Here is a 15,734-nt window from a genome sequence, read left to right on the forward strand (position 1 = left end):
CTCTTATTTAAAATAGATGTCAACCGTAGCCTACAATTTTTTCAAATGGTATGGCAAACTAACGTATATAAAGTGAAACTTTAATCAGTGGGGGTTTTGTTCATCCGCCACTGATTATTAGCCCTCACCAATCGGGCTGCCCGGCAAATAGCGGGATAAAATAAAAAACTTTACGTTTAAACGTAAAGTTTTTAATAAGTTATACAACCAGCGATTACAATCCCAATTGAAAGCGATAAAAACATAAGAAAAAGACCGACTGCTTGATTATCTTCTTCGAGACTTTTGTTTATATTAAAGCGTGGTGTAAGCCACTCAGCTAAATAAAAGACGATAATTTGAGCCAAAATCCCAACTGCTCCCCACGAAATCATATCAAGAAGTGAAATTGAATTAGCTGCTGTCGAATATAAAACGATAGCTAACCCAAGTAATCGCCCTCCAAGCACATAGCTTACCGCCTTATTACCTTGAGCCATTAACTTAAATTCCTTAACTTTCGTTGTCACTTCCATCAAGAACAGACCAATACATAAAAGTCCAAGTGTTACTGCTAAATATAATAAAAAATTAATCATTTTTCCCCCTCCTTTTTATACCTACCGGTAAATAGTACGATTCATTTCCTGTAATCTTTTCTCCCGCGCGAATACCGATACTACTCGCTTTTCCAGCAATTAAAAAAGACCCAAACACATAGGACAGTTTCTCCATCCCTTTTTCTGTTTCCAAGGATACGACTGGCAGTTCTGTATACTTTTGAAATATCGGCAGTGCAGTTTTATACGTTTGATGTGCATTTTGAAGCATAATATTTTCATCCTTATCGCGAATCGTAATTGTATCTCCTTCTCTACCAAATGAAGGTTTTTGAACGAAAGAACCTTTTCCTAAAAATAAATCTGGTTCTAAATATGTAGGTAACATATATTCTTTAATCCACTGTTGTTCCTCGTTTGTATAAAAGACCTCTTCTTCTGCTAACCCCCAAATAAGACACTGAATTGATTTTGGCTGAAGTAAAAATGCTGACAAAGGATTTATTATAAAAAGCTTTCCGGCTTTTACAAGTTGCAGCAGTTCCACACCTACCAAATCTCCTGTTTCAGGATCTTGATCCTCAATTAAATCTTCTATCGGATATGTTTGGCGATATAAAACATCAATCTTCGCCCCATCTTTATCAACTAGAGCATCTTTTGTAATTCTAAGTTCTGACATTGGCACTACTTTATTTTCAACATGGCATAGCTGACTTAAATACATAGTGGTATTCCAATCCTCGATATGTTCATGATGTGCTGTAAAAACAACATTTGGATTATCTAATCCCTTTGTCGCTTCCATTACTGCTTTCGTTACACCAGAAGATAGCAATCGTTCTTGATCCGAGTTTGGATCATCATAGCCTAGATTTTCACATACTTTCCCATTCATTTGAAAACATTCCACAATAAAAGTTGGTGTATCACTATTAAACTCAAGCATTTTGATTTTGTTATCCTCTGTTACAGCAAAATCAAATCGCGAAATTACAGATTCAGGATAAAGCCCTTTCATTCTAATGAATGATAAACTCGGGGATGGAAAGCCAAGATCTAGAAGCTGTTCGTCACTTAGATTACGCAGCAGTCTAGCAGTCTTAAAAAATATTTTGCCCATTCGTTCAGTCGCTAAGTGTAATTGGTCCAAAGTCTGATTTGTTATAGAAAAAACATGAAACAAACTATACTCACATTCATATAAATCCGACCAAAAATTCGGATATTTTAAATAAAATTCTTTTCGATCCCTTATGTATTGCGACATATTTTAGCCCCCAAATCCTCCCTTTGAACCGCTTCCAATTCCACCTTTAAATTCAGCAGACGATTGATACGATTTAAACGCCGATGAATTTTTAAAAGTGGATTTATTTTGATAGTATCGCCCACCATAGAAATAATGCCCACGATAACCTGAACTACTATCATCACACTGCCATACCCCAAGTTCATCATCCCAATCCCAATCAGAACAACTATTATCATTCGGTTTTGGGGGAAGATCTTGTGCGCAACCAAATAAAGTGCCAGTCATTAAAGACGTTACGACACCACCTACTAGCCATTTCGTTTTTGTCACCTTCGCACTCCCCTTTTTAAATTCTATTCCTATTATATAGGATGGCATGATAAAGTAGAAGAAAAAGGAAGAAGAGGTATAAAATGCGCTTAGAATATCGACTTAATGATGAAACGAAAGGGTATCCTGCTTTATGGAACTACGCCAATATTTCTAATTCTGAAATTATCGCACGCATGACTTGTGAATATTTTATTAAAGAGAAAAATACTTATGTTGTTACTGCAACTTCGGTTGATCCAGACGGAACAGCAGTTATTTATATTCAAAAAGAAGTTTTCGCCAATGACCCTTCAGACCCTACATACTCCCACATCGGTTTTGAAATTAGAGAACTAAGTGAAACGAGTTCAAGCTTAGTAGATAGTCAAGATGTATGGAACTACGAAGAAATTTTACCATCTCTTCATTCAGATATTATATATATTCAGCGAGACGGCATTTCTATGGAATTCTCCTTGGATTCAAGAGAGATTGATGAAGACAGAAAGTGCTACATTTATTACGGAAACTTCACAGGTGAATCAAGATAATATTAATATATCTATGCAACAAAAAAACCTTACGTATAAAACGTAAGGTTTTTATATAGCCCCACATATGCCGTTCTCTCTAGATGTCCATAAACCTGCTCTCACAGGTGGATGCCCTCACAAATGTTTGTAACTTCCTTCTTAAAAAGATGGCATGTTAGCTACATTTAAATATTGAACTTCCATATTAAACTTATTGGTTTAAGACATGCATAAGCTACGTACACCGTAGGAATTTTATATAAGGTTAGTTGAAATAAGACCCCCGCACGTGCCGCTCCTCGTAAATGTCCAAAAACCCGCTACTCGCAGGTGGATGCCCTCACAGTTACCGTACATCTTCCTCCACAAGGAAGGCTTGATGATGGTCGCTAAATATTGAGCTTCCGTATAACTAACATCGGTTTTAGACATAAATAAGTTACGCACACCGCAGGATGTATTATTTACTTGTCGTTATATTATCACATTGTTTCCAATGTGTAAAATACAAAGTTTTTCGAGCAATCTCTTGCTTGTGACCTTATTTTAATACAAATTATTTTTGCATGCAAGTGATTAATCTTCTTCTTTTGCAATTTGATTTTCTGGATAAGAGATCCAATCACTCCAGCTACCTGCATACAATTTAACATTTTGGAATCCAGCCAATTTTAATGCGACGATATTTGGACATGCCGTAACACCAGAACCACAATATACAATGGTTTCCTTATCTTTCGACAGATTTTGGAATCGTTCTTGTTGCCCAGCTTTATTCTTAAATTGTCCTGATTGCAACATTCCATCCTTCCAAAAATGGTTTACCGCTGTTGGAATATGTCCTGCTTTATGATCGACAAGTTCCTCTACACCAGCATAACGTTTGGGCTCTCTTGAATCAATTAATGTAACATCCGCACCTGCACGGATATTCTCTCTGACCGTTTCCATCGTTACAAGCATATGATCTTGTATATTAGCTTTGAATGTTTTTCGTATAGCAATAGGAATTTCCGCTGTTGTCGGTAGTCCATTCTCTTTCCAAGCCTGGAAACCACCATCTAATATATATACTTTCTCATGTCCTACATAGTTACATAACCACCATAAACGAGCAGCATTTGCACAGGCTTGACTGTCATACGCAATTACTGTCGTATGTTCATCAATACCAGCCTTCGAAAGCTTGTCTGCAAACTCCTCAATATTTGGTAAAGGATGGCGGCCACCATGTTCTGCTATAGGACTTGATAAATCTAAATTCAAATCAAAATATAACGCATGAGGAATATGTCCTTCTTCATACTTTTCTCTACCCCAATTAGGATTCGCTAAATCAAAACGACAATCGATTATACGGACATTCTCATCTTCTATATGCTCACGTAACCATTCGACTGTAACTATCATCTTTAACGACCTTCTTTCTCTTTCAAACGACTTACATACTCCATAACCATTTCTTCTGTAACATATTTACGCTGCAAGGTAACACCATTTTTTGCAAGATCATTAATCTGCTTCGTTACAACATTAATGACATCAACCGAAAATTCTTTCCCATTTGACGCAAGAGATACGGCAGCTTCAATAGCTGCTTCACGCTGTGCATCTAATTGTAAACATGCTTTTACACTTTCATTTTGTTTACGAGAATGTGCTGTAATTGCTTTATGTACTTCCATCTTCTCTTCCCCCTAAATAGTTATACGTTTTTATTCAATTCCATTGCAAGCCGGATCATATCACGACATACAATCCCATTTTCAATAATCTCTTCTTCATAATGCTTCGAAAAGTAATCAAAATCAATAGAAAAAATACGAAATCCACATTTTTGATATAAAGCAAGTTGTGAAACACTAGAATTGCCTGTACCAACTTCAAGTTTTGACATACCATATCCTTTAGCAGTTTCTACAGCATGCCTTAATAGCTTCTTCCCAATCCCTTTTCCTTGCAAATGCTCTGCAACCGCAATATTCATGATTTCCATCGTCTTTGGCCTTGTTTCCAAAAGAACATATACACCGATAACGCTCCCCCCCTGCTTAGCTACGTATGTTAATCCTCTTTGTACATACGTAGCTATTTGCCGTTCACTTGGATCCGCAAGTAACAATAAAGCCTTCGGTATAGCCTCTTTTGGAATACGTTCTATTACAACAGACATAAAAAATTCCCCCTTCTCTATTGTTCTAAACACTCCTTGTCTACCATAAATAATAGAAAGGAGGGATTCACCATGGACAACAATGAGAAAAAATGCAACGTCATCTCTATTGATGGAAAGAAGAAGAAAAGCGACACGTATTCCTATCCAAAATTAGTAGTTGAAAACAAAACATATGAATTTTCTTCATTCGTCTTATGCGGTGAAACACCAGATGGCAGACGACTCGTTCTTACTCATATGATTTCTACCGATGAATTTGCTGGATTTGTAAAATCTTTAGATACTGTACTTCAAAAGAAAATTGAACGAATCTTTTTCTCATAACGACTATATAACATAAATTTCTTTTTCAATCTCTACTAACTGCTTTTGCAATTGTTCTTTACTTTGTTCATATAGAGATACATCGATCGTTTCAGCCAATGCAAACAATATACTTTCATAATAGTTCATCACATCTTGCTGCATCACTTTTTGGAATAAATTCCACTTCATATCCCACTCTTGCTTATAATGATGAACAAATAAATGTTTTTCATCAGCTACATAGTTTGATACGAGCGGTTCTAATACAGATTTAGCGTCTTCTTGCATAAAAGCTTTGTCATTCTTTTCAAAAAAGCTTTTCTCATTTTTAAAATGTGCCAGTGCTTTTTTGAAATCTTTTATTTCAACTGAAGGGAACGGTTCTTTATGTGTAATATCTTTGTATTCATACTCCACTGTTCCATTCATAGAAATTGATTCATTTTCTACTTTACAGTTCACTACAATTTCATCCTTTGCACGCTTCATCGCTTCGTCTATCCATTTTTCAAGGCGTAATGATGTCGCACGCATTTCTTGTAATAAATCATGCTGAATAAATGCTACTAATTCCATAACACACTGTTGCAATTGTGTTTTCACATTTCCATCCGTTCGAAGTGATGCCGGATTAATAAATTCAGTAAACACATCATTATAGCGGAGGAATAGACGCTGTTGCACGTAATAAAGCAACTCTTTCACTTCATTTTGCATCGCCTGTTCTTCAGCAAGTACACTATATGAAGAAATGATATGAAGTAGTTGATCACGCTCTGCTTCATATTTTTTCGTTTGCTTCTCTTTCTCTTCATTCCCCTGCTTTGCACCCTTTATCATGTTTACTAAAAGCTGATCTGCCCCTTGCAACGCACCATATAGAGCATGCACAGAAACAAGCATTAAATCTCTCATCATAAAGGACGTAAATGATTCCTCAAACTTAGTAATCCCAGAGTTTTGTAAAATACCATACTTCTCTTTTTCAACATTCTTTCCTTGTTTCTCTTCAAGCGCACATAAACTTGAAATTGCAAATAAACGCGGATTTCTAATACCGTATTGCAGTAGCTGATCTGCGATATAACCTTTTACCATTTCAAGTTCTTCTTCAGACTCTGCTAAATCCGCAGCATTAATTAAGAAGAACATTTTATCAAGGGCAAAAGTATCCTTTACACGACCAAGCTGAATTAAAAATTCACGGTCAGCACGAGAGAATACATGGTTATAATATGTTACAAATAAAATAGCATCTGCGTTTTTAATATACTGAAATGCAACATCCGTATGGCGAGCATTGATAGAATCCGCTCCAGGTGTGTCTACAAGCGCTACTCCCTGCCTTGTTAAAGCACAATCATAATAAAGTTCCATATACTCAACGAAGCATGATTTCTCTTCATTCGCTACATAATCAGAGAACTCTTCTAATGTAACTTGTACTTGTTCTCCTAAATAAGTAGAAACTGCATCATACCCTTTTTGTACCGCTCGTAAAAAGCTAAATGTTGTTTTTTGCTTCCCAGTTGGTGAAGGATATTTCATAACTTTATCAATTTGTGCTAACGCTTCATCTAACGTAGCAATCTCATAATGAAACAGCTTATAAACAGCTTTCATATCTTCTAATAACGCTTGCTTTGATTTAAACTGAACAATTACTGTTCCATGTGGTTTTTCCTCTGTAACCGGCAAAATTTGATTAATCGTTGCCGTCGTCGGGTTTGGTGATACAGGAAGTACTTTCTCACCGAGTAAGGCATTGGCAAATGATGATTTTCCAGCACTAAATGCCCCGAATAACGCTACTGTAAATTGTTTTGTTTCTACACGTCTTCTTTTCTCTATTACCTCTTGCTGTACATGTTTCAGCGCTGGCAATGGCTCTAATATCGTTTCAGCTTTTTTCACTTTCTCTAATATCCGCTGAATATTTAAAGCCGCCGTTCCTTTCAGCTCTTCTTCATGAATCGCTACGTTATCGTTTACGATTTCCTGCTCTTGTAGTGTAAATTTCTCACTAACAATTTGCTTTTCCCTTTGCAATATCTCATCTATTTGCAAACCTTCAGGCGTAGCAACATGATCGTGCCAAACATTTCGTAAATAGTCTTCATATGCCGCCAAATTGTTATTGTATTGTAATTGTGTTTCTTTCGCCGTTTGCAACATCGTATATGTTTCAATCTCTTCTTCAATACGAGCAACTGCTTCCCTCACCTTTTGCTTTAAAACGACCGCACTTTTATCAAAAATTTGCTGTGCTTTTATAAAATAACGCTTCTTTAGTTCATTCGCTACATCCGCTGTATAAAGAAGTAAGTAATCACCTGTGAAACCTGCGCCTTGTTTAATTACCTCAGCCAACATTTCTGGTCCGAAAGCAATTTCTAACCCATATATGTCTTTCCCAATTTCCTCCGTGAACAATCCTTCTTCTTTTAAGAAGGCTACAATAAATTCCTTCACATGAAAATCAAGCTGCGTTTCAACAGTCTTTTGAAGGGCAGAATAAAACGCCTCTACACGCCTTTGTTTTTCTTGCTCCGTCTTTCCTTTCGCAAATAGCAAACCGACTTTAAACTTTGTTAATTTCGTTTCTAAGTACGCATTTGCCAATTCTCTCATTTCAAATGGCATTAAATACGCGTTATCTAATATAGCTTGTAGGCCTTTTATAAATTCATTTCTCACATGAGACTCTTTACTTGCCTCACGATTTTTCGCTTCCGTTAACTCTTCCTTCTTTTCAACTACCTCTGAAATAGAAAGTGGTGATGCTAACTCTTCCTCATATTTCAAAAGAGCTTTTTCATTTTCAGAAACAATAAACGAGAAATGTTCCCCCATTAAATATTCTGTTTCTCGCTCCATTCCAGTCCTTACATACTGCTCTTTTTCTTTCATAATAGAAGTAATTAACGTTTCTAAGCTTCCAATTTCATTATGTGGATGGTTCATCATTCGTAATGACGTATAATATACTCCATCTACTTCAATATCCCAGTTAGAGAACGATTGCTTTACACTATCTTTATAATTCTCAAACGACAATTCATTTTCTTTATGTTTATCTATTTGATTGACAACGAGATAAACCGTTTTATTACGTTGTTTCAATTCTTTAACAAATTGCAAATTCACTTCCGATTGGACGTGATTATAATCCATCATATAAAAAATTACGTCTGCTAGATGTAGCGTTGATTCTGTCGCTAATTGATGGGCATCATCTGTTGAGTCAATCCCTGGTGTATCTACTAACATAACACCTTCAGGAATTGGCGCATCATTCCGATAAATGTGAACACCAATTACCTCATCACCATCTTTACAAATTTGTTTTAATTCTTCAGCTGAATATGCACCGTCATACTCGTACTGTTCTCCAGATTTAACCGTTACAACAACACGATCCATTCCTTTTTCAATTTTGACAACGTTAGCGCTTGTCGGAATTGGACTTGTTGGTAACAGCTGCGCTTTATATAGATGATTCATCATCGTTGATTTCCCCGCAGAGAAGTGACCACAGAACGCTATCATAAGCTGTTCTTGTTTATATTTTTGAATCACCTCAAACAACTTTAAACTATTCTCTGCATCGCCGTGTTTTTGCCACTCTTCATAAAAACAAACAAGTTTTTTCATACCGTTTGTCTGTACTATGTTTGTCATCCCCTTGTTCCCCTTTATCCAAGATGTATATACTTTTTCCCGCTAATTGCGAGCTCATAACCAGTGAGAGTTACACCTACCCATTGATTACAGTTTCACTTTACTATCATACTAAATTTTCAGCATATTCTCATTAAAAATAAAAAATCCCTTTCATTCTTTTTACAAATGAAAGGGATTTTATGTCATATCACTCATTTTGCTGTTCCTACTCCATTTAAAACATACTTCGCAATAACTGCATATACAGCGACTGTACCTGCTACTAATGCATATACCATACTTACGCACCAACCTTTTTTGATAATGATTATCAATTTTAAATATATTTTATCATTAAAGAGAATCATTATCAACACTTTTCATAAAGAAAGCTCCTTATAAGAAGGAGCTTTACTGCCTGTTTTGAAAAAGGGTAAAACTTATTGTGCACTCTTATTATATCTTATCCTACATAACTTAACAGTTTAAAAAAATGGAAATATCGCCTATCCCCTCCATCTTACATTTTGTATAATAAAAGGGAATTACTTAACAAGGAGGAAAAAAATGACGCAAAATCTCACACATGGCGAGAGGATACACTCCATCGATATTATTAGAGGCATAGCTGTACTAGGTATTTTTCTTGTGAATTGGCCTGTTATCGCCGGGGTTGACTCACGTGATCTTTCAGGAATTTACGAAGGGATAGACAGCTATATTCGCCTATTTTACGATATATTTATTCAAACGAAATTTTATACAATTTTTTCGTTTTTATTCGGATTAGGTTTTTATATTTTTATGAGTCGTGCTGAGGCGAAAACCGACCGCCCAAAAACTTTGTTTGTTCGCCGCTTACTTATTTTATTATTATTCGGTTTCTTACATTACGTTCTTTTATGGGACGGTGACATTTTACATACTTATGCGATTGCTGGATTTTTCTTATTTTTATTTTATAAGAGAGAACCTCGTACTATTTTAATATGGGCTATCGTTTTATTGAGTATTTTTCAATTCATTATGCTAATGGCTGGTATTACGGTTGCATTGGTACCAAAGGAAGAGCTAGGTTTTTCCTTACCTATCATGCCATTAGAAGACTGGCTGTCACAAATACAAAATCGTTTCCATGCATTTTACGCTGATGGAATTGGATTAAATTTACTTATGCTTCCAGAAACAGTTGGGCTATTTTTGCTTGGTTTATACGCCGGCAAAAAGGATATTTTCCGCCGCACGAAAGAGTTAGATCCAAAACTTAAAAAATGGCAAATTATTATGTTCCTTTTAACATTACCAATGTGGTTCTTCATGGTCCGTTACTTCTTATCAAAACCATTTTATGAACCAATTTATATGCAGGTCTTTACAATGTTTAGCGGAAAAACGTTATTCATATTCTACATTTTCACGCTCATGCGTTTATTACAAAAAGAAAAATGGCAAACGTTATTACGTCCATTCCAATACGTTGGACGAATGGCATTAACAAATTACATCTCGCATACAATTGTTACATTACTTGTATTTGGTCTATTCCTTAAAAATTATTATCCTGCTCCATTATGGGTTGGACCAATATTCTGCATTAGTTTCTACACGTTACAAATCTTTATTAGCCGCTGGTGGCTTTCACATTACCAATACGGGCCACTTGAGTACATTTGGCGTCTTGGTACGTACGGGAAAATAATGCCACTTAAAAAGAAAAGCAAGGTCTCATAACGAGACCTTGCTTTTTCACGCTTCTCTTACTGCACTTTGCATAGATACTGGCTCTTCTTCTACTTTCACTTTGCGCTGCGGCACCATATTAAATACGATATTTAAAAGTACTGCTGACGCACTTCCAAGTACAATTCCGTTATCTGTTAAAATACGAATGCTTTCTGGAAGTTGTGAAAATAATGTAGGAACGACTGTTACGCCAAGCCCAATTCCGACAGAACATGCAACGATTAATAAGTTTTCTTGTTTACCAAAATCAACGCTACTTAACATTTTAATACCATATGCCATAACCATACCGAACATCGCTAACATCGCACCGCCCAGTACTGATTTTGGGATAATTGTGGTAATAGCTGCGATTTTAGGAATGAAACCAAGTACGATTAACATACCACCGCAAGTATAAATAATAACGCGATTTCTTACTCCAGTTAATTGAACAAGTCCTACGTTTTGAGAGTATGTTGTATATGGGAACGCGTTGAAAATGCCACCTAACACCATCGCTAATCCTTCTGCGCGATAGCCTTTTGTTAATTCTTTTTCACCGATTTTTTTATTGCAAATATCAGATAATGCAAAGTATACACCCGTTGCTTCTACAATCCCTACGCAAGCAACTAAAATCATCGTAATAATTGGCGTCAATTCAAATGTTGGTGTACCGAAGTAAAATGGCTGAATACCATGGAACCAATCTGCTTCTCCAACTGCTTGCAAGCTTACTTTCCCCATAAACGCTGCAACGATAGTACCGAACAACAAACCTAATAGAATAGAAATGGAACGGATAAATCCATCAAAGAAACGATACATAATGATGATAAATAATAACACTCCAAATGCTAACGCTAAGTTTTCAAGACTTCCGAAATCTTTGCTTCCTACTCCGCCAGCCATATCATTAATAGCAGCTGGAACAAGTGTAACTCCAATTACTGTAACGACAGATCCTGTTACAACAGGTGGAAATAGTTTTACAAGTTTTCCAAATAATTTCGCAAAAATAACAACGAATAACCCAGCTGCAATAATTGCTCCATAAATTGAAGACACACCGTATTGTTTTCCAATCGCAATCATCGGTCCAACGGCTGTAAATGTACAACCAAGTACAACGGGAAGTCCTATACCGAAAAAGCGATTTGATAATGCTTGTAAAATTGTCGCAACGCCGCACATTAATAAATCAATTGAGACTAAATATGTTAACTCTTTTTGATTTAAACCAAGTCCACCGCCCACAATAAGCGGAACGATAATTGCTCCAGCATACATTGCAAGCATATGCTGCATACCAAGCGATGCAATTTTAAATGGATGCTGCTTCATCGTTTATTTCACCTCCGCAGTTTCTTGCTGTACAAATGTAACTGTGCCGTTATCAAGTGATGCAATTTCTGCTAGTGATTCAACACGAACGCCTTGTTCACGAAGCTTCTTTCCTCCATCTTGAAATGCTTTTTCAATAACAATTCCAATTCCTGCAATACTCGCTCCGGCTTGCTCTACTAAACTCATTAAACCTAAAGCAGCCTGACCATTTGCTAAAAAGTCATCGATGATTAATACACGATCATTTTCATCGATATGATTTCGAGATAATGAAATTTCATTTGTTTCTTGTTTTGTAAATGAATATACGTTTGCAACGTACATATTATCTTGTAACGTTAACGATTTACGTTTTCGTGCAAAAATTACTTTTACACCAAGCTCTAATGCAGCCATAACTGCTGGTGCAATGCCTGAAGATTCAATCGTCACGATTTTTGTAATGTTCTCTTCTTTAAAACGTTTAGCAAATTCTTTTCCGATTTCTTGCATAAGTACTGGATCAATTTGATGATTTAAAAAAGCATCTACCTTTAATACGTCACCAGATAAAACCTTTCCTTCGTTCAAAATCTTTTCTTGTAATACTTTCATGTTTGTTCCCCCTCTTATGCAATAAAAAAACTCCAAAAGCCGCCACCACTCGTTACAAGTGAGAGACGCGCTTTTGGAGTTTCGCAAAAAAAGAATGCTAAACAAGCAATTATATTCGTCCTCACTCATAGTCAAAGTATTTACGGTACTTCGGTAGAAACTTGCAGGCCATATCCCCGCGATTATATGAGTGTAGCTAACTATTTATTTTATAGAAGGATTATAACGTACTTTTTATGCTTTGAAAAGCATTTATCAAAAAAACACGTACAAATTTTTAAAAACCACTATCTTTGTTCGAGTTTTGCAAACTCTTTCATTCCCAATTACACCTTCGTTAAAATGATTGGCCCATCTTTTGTAATCGCAATTGTATGCTCATATTGAGCTGATAATTTCCCGTCCATCGTTCGTGCAGTCCACCCATTTAAATCTACTTTAGAATATCGCATACCTATATTTACAATCGGTTCAATTGTAATTACCATTCCTTCTTGTAACTGAGGTCCTTGTCCTTGTTTCCCAAAATGAAAAATTGCTGGTTCTTCATGAATCTCTTTACCAATCCCATGTCCCGTAAAGTCTCTTGCGACAGAAAAACCTTCATTTGTTACATAACTTTCAATTGCATAGCCAATGTCTCCTACATGATTACCAATTACCGCCTGATCAATCCCTTTACACAAAGCATTCTCAGCTACTAACAACAACTTTTCTGCTTCATCAGAAACTTTTCCAACTCTATACGTCCAAGCAGAATCTGAAAGCCCCCCATTTAAGTTTACTACCGTGTCAATTGTTACAATATTACCCTCAGTTAAAGGAACATCGGCCGGAAACGCATGACACATTTCATCGTTTACAGATGCACATATCGCATATGGATACCCGTTGTAACCTTTCTGTTCAGATGTGGCACCATGCTTTTTTAAATACATTTCAACAAACGTATCAATCTCTTGTGTCGTTATACCTGGCTTTATCATTTTCGCAATTTCTTTATGACATGAAGCAAGTAATTTTCCAGATTCATGCATCAAATCTATTTCATTTTTCGTTTTAATTGTAATCATACTACCTCTACCTTTCCTTGCTAAACCTACTATTTGCTACTAAACTTCTATCATACACACCCTCTACCAAAATTTCAAAACCCTCAATTACAACAAGTAAAAAAATATGTATCATATATTTCTAAATCAAAATAAAAAAACAGAAGATCCTTTGTTTCTTAATCACGTTTACATATATAGTTCATTTTCAAAAACTCAAAATAACTACCATTTGTTTTCTGTATAAACGTTCCAATCGCTTCAAACCCTGCTCTTTTATACACTTTTATCGCTCTCTCATTAAATGTCGCTACTGATAGTGTTATATAATTGCACCCGTATTTTTCTTCACTAAAAGCTAGTCCAGCATTCACGAACTGTAAACCAAATCCATTTCCAGTTATATCAGGCCTCATTCCAAGTCCTATCTCAACCGTTCTATCATTCATTTTACAAACAGTAAAAAAACCAATGAGAATGCCATTTTCCTTCACAGAAAATGTATGATTCCCTCTACTCTCATCATGTAAAAACTCATCTAAATCTTCTTCATCTGCCTCTATATCGTAAAAAGAATATTCCCCTTCATAATGCCAGTTATACGCGATTTCCTCCGCTTCTTCTTGCTTCATTACTGTATATGTATACCCCATTCTCTCATCCCCTTTAATAAAAAGAGCTGCAATTAAGCAGCTCTTTTTTTACAACTCATAAATCTCTTTATATTTCGTTTCTAAATAATCGGCTAAGTAGTTTGCATTTAAGCCTTCGCCTGTTACATCTTCTAAAATTTCAAGTGGCTTTTTCGTTTTACCATATTGGTGAATATGTTCTGTTAACCATTCACGAATTGGTGTTACGTTTCCTTCTTCTAATAATGCATCAAAGTTCGGAATGTCTTTTAACATTCTTTGCTTAAATTGCGCTGCATACATGTAACCAAGCGCATAAGATGGGAAGTATCCAAATGAGCCACCAGCCCAGTGAACATCTTGCAATACACCTTGCGCATCATTTTCCGGACGAATTCCTAAATATGCTTCCATCTTATCATTCCAAGCTGCTGGTAAGTCCTTCACTTGTAATGTACCATCAAATAATTCTTTCTCTAATTCATAACGCACCATAACATGAAGCGGGTATGTAAGCTCATCTGCTTCTATACGAATGAATGACGGCTTCGATTCGTTAATTGCATCATAAAATTCATCGACTGACATATCATCAAATTGACCATTGCTATACTCTTTTAATAAATCATAATTTTTCTTCCAGAATGATTTATTACGGCCGATAAAGTTCTCAAAGAATAACGATTGTGACTCATGAATACCCATAGATGTTCCACTACATAACGGTGTACCTTCAAATTTCTCTGCAATATTTTGTTCATATACAGCATGACCACATTCATGAATTGTTCCAAACACAGCCATGCGGAAATCCTTTTCGTCATAGCGTGTCGTAATACGAACATCCCCTCTATTTAATGTAATTTCGAATGGATGTACTGTTTCATCAAGACGGCCTGCTTCAAAGTCATAATTCAATTGCTTTAATAGTTCTAATGTAAAGTTCTTTTGTTTTTCTTTTGAAAATTTTTCCGATAAAGCACTTGTTTTTAATCCTTTTTTAGACTCAGAGATTTCTTTTACAAGCGGCACGATGCGCTCACGAAGTTGACCAAATACGTGATCTAAAACTTCTACTGTAATACCTGGCTCATACATGTCTAATAATGTATTGTATTTATATGTTTCGTAACCCCAATATGTAATAAATTTCTTTTTAAATTCAACAATTTTTTCTAAGTACGGGCGGAACATTTCGAAATCAGATTTTTCACGAGCTTCTTCCCACACACTTTCCGCTTTCGCTTCTAATTTCACATACGCTTCATATTCCGCTTGTGGAATTTTTTTATTTCTATCATATTCTTTCCGACACTCTTCAACCATTTTCTTCGTCGTTTCAGAAAGTTTGTCTTCACTTATTAAAGCTCCAAGCTCTGCTAAATAATTTCCCATCTCATCTGAAGTCGACATAGCAAACACTTCCGATGAAAGCATACCAATTACTTCTGAGCGCTGGTCCACACCTTTTTTAGGTGCACCTGTTCTTAAGTCCCAAAACATTAAGCTTAATGCTTCTCCGTAATTTTGTATCTTCTTCACGTATGTTAAAAATTGTTTTTCTACTTCATATGTAGCTACTGTCATTGTATAAAAACCT

General features: G+C 35.9%; 16 protein-coding genes, 2 other RNA genes and 1 riboswitch. Of the genes, 3 read left to right on the forward strand and 15 right to left on the reverse strand.

Features of this window, described 5'->3' with window-relative positions; translation table 11 throughout:
* Positions 1 to 191: 191 nt before the first annotated feature.
* From AB6801_RS04315 to AB6801_RS04325, 3 genes are read right to left on the reverse strand one after another with little or no spacing between them, the layout of a single operon-like run.
* On the reverse strand, positions 192 to 578 hold the full coding sequence (locus AB6801_RS04315; protein WP_000606857.1) for a DUF350 domain-containing protein: 387 nt from the start codon (positions 576 to 578) through the stop codon (positions 192 to 194).
* Positions 571 to 1,809, reverse strand: coding sequence for a glutathionylspermidine synthase family protein (locus AB6801_RS04320; RefSeq protein ID WP_000084940.1), 1,239 nt, complete (start codon positions 1,807 to 1,809; stop codon positions 571 to 573). The genes AB6801_RS04315 and AB6801_RS04320 overlap by 8 nt, the downstream gene beginning before the upstream one ends.
* A gap of 3 nt (positions 1,810 to 1,812) precedes the next feature.
* Positions 1,813 to 2,124, reverse strand: coding sequence for a hypothetical protein (locus tag AB6801_RS04325; RefSeq protein WP_000169030.1), 312 nt, complete (start codon positions 2,122 to 2,124; stop codon positions 1,813 to 1,815).
* 83 nt (positions 2,125 to 2,207) lie between these two features.
* Here AB6801_RS04325 and AB6801_RS04330 point away from each other — a divergent pair, with 83 nt between their 5' ends.
* Positions 2,208 to 2,657 carry a hypothetical protein gene (locus tag AB6801_RS04330; RefSeq protein ID WP_001235520.1) on the forward strand — a complete coding sequence of 150 codons (450 nt, stop codon included), beginning with the start codon at positions 2,208 to 2,210 and terminating at the stop codon, positions 2,655 to 2,657.
* A gap of 54 nt (positions 2,658 to 2,711) precedes the next feature.
* Here AB6801_RS04330 and ssrS (AB6801_RS04335) read toward each other — a convergent pair.
* From ssrS (AB6801_RS04335) to AB6801_RS04355, 5 genes are all read right to left on the reverse strand, one after another.
* A non-coding RNA gene (ssrS, locus tag AB6801_RS04335) (6S RNA) lies at positions 2,712 to 2,895 on the reverse strand.
* A 21-nt stretch (positions 2,896 to 2,916) separates the two neighbouring features.
* Positions 2,917 to 3,099: non-coding RNA, 6S RNA (ssrS, locus tag AB6801_RS04340), on the reverse strand.
* Between the two features lie 116 nt (positions 3,100 to 3,215).
* Complete coding sequence (locus tag AB6801_RS04345; protein ID WP_061654666.1) at positions 3,216 to 4,049, reverse strand: sulfurtransferase; 834 nt, start codon at positions 4,047 to 4,049, stop codon at positions 3,216 to 3,218.
* Positions 4,050 to 4,051: 2 nt separating this feature from the next.
* Positions 4,052 to 4,324 (reverse strand): YpbS family protein, encoded by a 273-nt coding sequence (locus tag AB6801_RS04350; RefSeq protein WP_000451818.1) that lies wholly within the window; start codon positions 4,322 to 4,324, stop codon positions 4,052 to 4,054.
* Between the two features lie 20 nt (positions 4,325 to 4,344).
* On the reverse strand, positions 4,345 to 4,812 hold the full coding sequence (locus AB6801_RS04355; protein ID WP_000117686.1) for a GNAT family N-acetyltransferase: 468 nt from the start codon (positions 4,810 to 4,812) through the stop codon (positions 4,345 to 4,347).
* Positions 4,813 to 4,884: 72 nt separating this feature from the next.
* On the opposite strand from AB6801_RS04355, the gene AB6801_RS04360 reads away from it, so the two are divergent.
* Positions 4,885 to 5,139 carry a DUF3931 domain-containing protein gene (locus AB6801_RS04360; RefSeq protein WP_000369740.1) on the forward strand — a complete coding sequence of 85 codons (255 nt, stop codon included), beginning with the start codon at positions 4,885 to 4,887 and terminating at the stop codon, positions 5,137 to 5,139.
* A gap of 3 nt (positions 5,140 to 5,142) precedes the next feature.
* On the opposite strand, the gene AB6801_RS04365 is transcribed toward AB6801_RS04360, so the two are convergent.
* Positions 5,143 to 8,802: a dynamin family protein gene (locus AB6801_RS04365; protein ID WP_053514226.1), complete on the reverse strand. Its 3,660-nt coding sequence runs from the start codon at positions 8,800 to 8,802 to the stop codon at positions 5,143 to 5,145.
* Positions 8,803 to 8,996: 194 nt separating this feature from the next.
* Complete coding sequence (locus tag AB6801_RS04370) at positions 8,997 to 9,161, reverse strand: hypothetical protein (RefSeq protein ID WP_176521030.1); 165 nt, start codon at positions 9,159 to 9,161, stop codon at positions 8,997 to 8,999.
* A gap of 190 nt (positions 9,162 to 9,351) precedes the next feature.
* Between AB6801_RS04370 and AB6801_RS04375 the strand changes: the two genes are divergently transcribed.
* The gene (locus AB6801_RS04375) at positions 9,352 to 10,515 is read left to right on the forward strand and encodes a DUF418 domain-containing protein (protein WP_097998925.1); all 1,164 of its coding nucleotides are present in this window, start codon (positions 9,352 to 9,354) and stop codon (positions 10,513 to 10,515) included.
* A gap of 15 nt (positions 10,516 to 10,530) precedes the next feature.
* Here AB6801_RS04375 and pbuX read toward each other — a convergent pair whose 3' ends face one another.
* From pbuX to ypwA, 5 genes are all read right to left on the reverse strand, one after another.
* Positions 10,531 to 11,853: a xanthine permease PbuX gene (gene pbuX / locus AB6801_RS04380; protein WP_000809223.1), complete on the reverse strand. Its 1,323-nt coding sequence runs from the start codon at positions 11,851 to 11,853 to the stop codon at positions 10,531 to 10,533.
* Positions 11,854 to 11,856: 3 nt separating this feature from the next.
* A complete protein-coding gene (locus AB6801_RS04385) occupies positions 11,857 to 12,450 on the reverse strand; it encodes a xanthine phosphoribosyltransferase (RefSeq protein WP_000866483.1) in 594 nt (197 codons plus the stop codon).
* A gap of 108 nt (positions 12,451 to 12,558) precedes the next feature.
* Positions 12,559 to 12,660, reverse strand: a riboswitch (purine riboswitch).
* Positions 12,661 to 12,776: 116 nt separating this feature from the next.
* The gene (locus AB6801_RS04390) at positions 12,777 to 13,523 is read right to left on the reverse strand and encodes a type I methionyl aminopeptidase (protein WP_087948101.1); all 747 of its coding nucleotides are present in this window, start codon (positions 13,521 to 13,523) and stop codon (positions 12,777 to 12,779) included.
* 158 nt (positions 13,524 to 13,681) lie between these two features.
* The gene (locus tag AB6801_RS04395; RefSeq protein ID WP_087948100.1) at positions 13,682 to 14,155 is read right to left on the reverse strand and encodes a GNAT family N-acetyltransferase; all 474 of its coding nucleotides are present in this window, start codon (positions 14,153 to 14,155) and stop codon (positions 13,682 to 13,684) included.
* 48 nt (positions 14,156 to 14,203) lie between these two features.
* Positions 14,204 to 15,721: a carboxypeptidase gene (gene ypwA / locus AB6801_RS04400; RefSeq protein ID WP_097998924.1), complete on the reverse strand. Its 1,518-nt coding sequence runs from the start codon at positions 15,719 to 15,721 to the stop codon at positions 14,204 to 14,206.
* Between the last annotated feature and the right edge of the window lie 13 nt (positions 15,722 to 15,734).

The sequence above is a fragment of the Bacillus sp. RCC_6_1 genome (genome assembly GCF_041360755.1).
Taxonomy (GTDB): domain Bacteria; phylum Bacillota; class Bacilli; order Bacillales; family Bacillaceae_G; genus Bacillus_A; species Bacillus_A cereus.

Bases quoted from the DNA above. Each gene is read 5' to 3' on its own strand.
- AB6801_RS04315 (WP_000606857.1), bottom strand. From the start codon at position 578: ATGATTAATTTTTTATTATATTTAGCAGTAACACTTGGACTTTTATGT.
- AB6801_RS04320 (WP_000084940.1), bottom strand. From the start codon at position 1,809: ATGTCGCAATACATAAGGGATCGAAAAGAATTTTATTTAAAATATCCG.
- AB6801_RS04330 (WP_001235520.1), top strand. From the start codon at position 2,208: ATGCGCTTAGAATATCGACTTAATGATGAAACGAAAGGGTATCCTGCT.
- AB6801_RS04345 (WP_061654666.1), bottom strand. From the start codon at position 4,049: ATGATAGTTACAGTCGAATGGTTACGTGAGCATATAGAAGATGAGAAT.
- AB6801_RS04350 (WP_000451818.1), bottom strand. From the start codon at position 4,324: ATGGAAGTACATAAAGCAATTACAGCACATTCTCGTAAACAAAATGAA.
- AB6801_RS04355 (WP_000117686.1), bottom strand. From the start codon at position 4,812: ATGTCTGTTGTAATAGAACGTATTCCAAAAGAGGCTATACCGAAGGCT.
- AB6801_RS04360 (WP_000369740.1), top strand. From the start codon at position 4,885: ATGGACAACAATGAGAAAAAATGCAACGTCATCTCTATTGATGGAAAG.
- AB6801_RS04365 (WP_053514226.1), bottom strand. From the start codon at position 8,802: ATGACAAACATAGTACAGACAAACGGTATGAAAAAACTTGTTTGTTTT.
- AB6801_RS04375 (WP_097998925.1), top strand. From the start codon at position 9,352: ATGACGCAAAATCTCACACATGGCGAGAGGATACACTCCATCGATATT.
- pbuX (WP_000809223.1), bottom strand. From the start codon at position 11,853: ATGAAGCAGCATCCATTTAAAATTGCATCGCTTGGTATGCAGCATATG.
- AB6801_RS04385 (WP_000866483.1), bottom strand. From the start codon at position 12,450: ATGAAAGTATTACAAGAAAAGATTTTGAACGAAGGAAAGGTTTTATCT.
- AB6801_RS04390 (WP_087948101.1), bottom strand. From the start codon at position 13,523: ATGATTACAATTAAAACGAAAAATGAAATAGATTTGATGCATGAATCT.
- AB6801_RS04395 (WP_087948100.1), bottom strand. From the start codon at position 14,155: ATGGGGTATACATATACAGTAATGAAGCAAGAAGAAGCGGAGGAAATC.
- ypwA (WP_097998924.1), bottom strand. From the start codon at position 15,721: ATGACAGTAGCTACATATGAAGTAGAAAAACAATTTTTAACATACGTG.